This window comes from Candidatus Protochlamydia sp. R18, from assembly GCF_000648255.1.
GTDB classification, from domain to species: Bacteria; Chlamydiota; Chlamydiia; order Chlamydiales; family Parachlamydiaceae; genus Protochlamydia; species Protochlamydia amoebophila.
Map to the genome: position 1 here is coordinate 1 of NZ_BASL01000632.1, position 3039 is coordinate 3039.

Genomic DNA, 3039 nt, shown 5'->3' on the forward strand with positions numbered 1-3039 from the left:
CCTGTATAGCAAAAAGGAGCAAAAATTTTAGATTGGCATTTAGCTGCTATAAAGCTTTCCCTTGCAAAACGATGACCATATACTGCTGAATAAACTTTCTCTCCTCTAAAAGCTCGCCCACGATGACGTTGCAGACATTCATTGATTCCACTTTCATCAATATAAACACGATCTTCTTTTGCTATCTTTTCTAATTCTTTTTTAAACTCCTCACGTTTTTTCTCGTCTCTTTCTTTGTAAAATAAGGCCTTTTTTTTAAAGTGATTTTAAGCCTTTTACAAGCATAAAATATAGAGGAAGGGTCTACATTAAATTCTTTCGCTATCTCTTTCAAATAACTATCGGGATGTTTTTTGATATAGCTTTTTAGTTGATCATTATCAATTTTAATTGGATATCTTTTTCTTGGTTTATCTTCTAAACATCCATTTCTTTGACGCTTCAGCCAGTTAAACACTGTTCTCAATGCTACACCGAAAACTTGTCTGACTTCTTCTGCAGAATGTCCAGCTTCTAAATAGTTGAGTGCTTTTTGCCTTAAATCTTTGGAGTATGCCATAATTTTTTTAAGTCAAACTATATCTTATATGCAAGTTTAAATTCAACTAACTATATAAAGATGTTTAGTGACACTATTCAATCAAAGACACCTATTTGCATCCTTTTTTCAAAATCAAAACTTAATCATCCTAAACAATAAGTTCTCATGCAATTGTTGGATGAAATAAATATAAAAGTTGGCAAAAAACTCTCAAGCAATGTTCAATCGAATTGAAAAACTTAATCTAAGGGTTCTGCGGAGCTCAAGGCACGAATTTTTTTACTAAAGGCGATGCTATCATCTGGGTAGCTCTTCAATTTCATAAGGTAGATAAAGATGCCTGCCATTGGGTAATGAAACATGAAGCCTGCCACATTAAAAATAACGATTGTTTTACTATGCTCTTGATAACTGCTATTTGCTCAATAGCTGCAGCTGCATTTTCTGATTTCATGCTGCCTATAATTCCTGCACTTTTAATAACTATAAGTATAACGTTTATTGCTCAAGCCATATTTTCTCAATATCGCGAAGGAAAAGCAGATGATTTAGCGATAACTGAAAGTTTTGTTGAAGAGTTAAAAGGCGGAAGAAGATTTTTAATGAGTTTACAACAAACTAACTTGTGGAAAGCCGCACAACTATATGAAAAAAACTCGGCATCTCCTCTAACGGTGAAAACTGATTGGATTTGTTGCATCCTTCAACTGCAAGCAGATTAAAAAAAATAGAACGTGTATTACAACAGAAAGGAATTATAACATTTAATCAATAGACAGGATTTCTGGTAAAATTAGAAACTATTTAATGAATTAATAAACTACTTCAACCATATTTAAAAGGCCGTCTTAACAGAGTGACAGCAAAACTTTCTATGATTAAACTAGCAATCGAATATAATGGTCAAAGAATTTACCCTATTTTTAATATAGAAAAATCAGCCAGACAAATAGGCAAAATGCTTATTAATTTTATTGCTGCAAGAAAAAAGGCAGATCAGTTTTTGATATGTGAGAAGCGATTGGGCTAGTTTATAAAAGTGATTTAACATCAAGTTAAACAAATTCTACATATCTCATTTCTTTTCTTTCTAGTTAAGTAAGGATTTAATTACAAAGCAGTAAAAGAGCTGCTGAATTTTGAAGCAACCCTTTGATTTTATTTGTGTTAAGGCTTAGAATAATTATTTTTTGATCATGAGAACATAATGAAAGAAAAATTTATCAAAAAATACCAGATAAACTGAAAATGAATCATTCATCTAAAATAGAATAGGTTTAATTTGTTTACAATTAACAATTTCAATCAAGGAGATTTATGATTCATTCACACATTTCTTCACCCGAGCGATGCTATCATAGCAACCAAGATATTTCATGCAAAACAGGGCGACTTAATAAGGCTGTTTCAGCTCCCGCATTATTAGAAGCTAAAGTAAAAGCTGTCTGTAAAGATGCTTTTGCAGAATGGTTGCATATCCAAGATCCTGACATTCCAATTGAAGTATTAAATGAGCTTCCTACAGAAGAAATTGCAATTTGGCGAGTATTAGCTCCTCTGAGCTCTCATAGCTTTTTTGATAAATGGCTTGATGATGAAATTAGTAACTTTTATTCCAACAAAATGGAACAGGAATTGAAAGTTATTTATCAAAAATTCAAAACGCAAAGCAGTTTAAAACCAGCTACAATTGAGAGCATTGATCATTTAGCTAGGGATATTCTTAAGCAATATAGTAAAATAATAGAAGTTCAAGCAACGGATGATGCTTTTTTAATGCGCTACTTTGTAAAAGAGTTAAAAATTCCTTCTGATTCCAAACTCATACGCTTAACAATTGAGCATGCTAAACCATCTGTTTGCAAAATTATTAGCGAACGACTTGGTTATCTATACAGCGACGCGCCAAGAGAATGTTTAAAAAAGATTCTCGCCCACGATTATCCTGATCAAATTAATCAAGTTAGCTACTTGGTAAATATCTGGGGTAAAAACGGGCGAAAATTAGCCCCTATCTGGGACCAATAATTTCCATCTTACTAACCTGAACTTTGGGTTTCAAGCAGCAATAGCTACATAGAATTTCACTTCTCTAAAATTTAAAAACGCTTCTTCTGTTGATGACTATATGCAGCAAGCTCGCTAGCATATTTACCAAAAAATTACCTATATTACGATGTCGAGTATTCTCAATTTGAGAAATATTGTTAAGTGATCGTTAACTGTCTCTAAAGGTCGATAATAAAAAAAAGTAAACATAGGCTTAACCGCAAAGCTATTTATTAAAAAATGTATAGTTTTTGTTTATGTCAATTAAGGTTTTAAGGATTATCACCATTGAATCAACCACACCTTTTCATAATAGCATCATATCCAGAGATTTTTATAATAGAGTTCTTCTGAAACCTGAATTTTAATGACGTTTAAGCTATTATATCGCCAAAAATCTGAGGTGATATGAGATTTGAGAACATTAAAAACTTGAAACCAGAAGATTT

Annotated in this window: 3 protein-coding genes and 1 pseudogene; 2 read left to right on the forward strand and 2 right to left on the reverse strand. The window is 32.1% G+C overall.

Annotated elements, in window-relative coordinates:
* Nucleotides 1-190: 190 nt before the first annotated feature.
* A complete protein-coding gene (locus tag TY19_RS02810) occupies nt 191-559 on the reverse strand; it encodes an IS630 transposase-related protein (protein WP_042279972.1) in 369 nt (122 codons plus the stop codon).
* A gap of 281 nt (nt 560-840) precedes the next feature.
* Here TY19_RS02810 and TY19_RS02815 point away from each other — a divergent pair, with 281 nt between their 5' ends.
* On the forward strand, nt 841-1263 hold the full coding sequence (locus TY19_RS02815; protein WP_226988471.1) for a M48 family metalloprotease: 423 nt from the start codon (nt 841-843) through the stop codon (nt 1261-1263).
* Nucleotides 1264-1858: 595 nt separating this feature from the next.
* Complete coding sequence (locus TY19_RS02820; RefSeq protein ID WP_042279979.1) at nt 1859-2569, forward strand: hypothetical protein; 711 nt, start codon at nt 1859-1861, stop codon at nt 2567-2569.
* Between the two features lie 30 nt (nt 2570-2599).
* Here the strand turns inward: TY19_RS02820 and TY19_RS14025 are convergent.
* Nucleotides 2600-2773: pseudogene (locus TY19_RS14025) on the reverse strand (IS982 family transposase); the annotation flags it as partial.
* Nucleotides 2774-3039: the final 266 nt, after the last annotated feature.

Excerpts from the sequence above, each read along its gene's own strand:
- TY19_RS02820 (WP_042279979.1), top strand. The coding sequence starts at position 1,859 with ATGATTCATTCACACATTTCTTCACCCGAGCGATGCTATCATAGCAAC.
- TY19_RS02810 (WP_042279972.1), bottom strand. The coding sequence starts at position 559 with ATGGCATACTCCAAAGATTTAAGGCAAAAAGCACTCAACTATTTAGAA.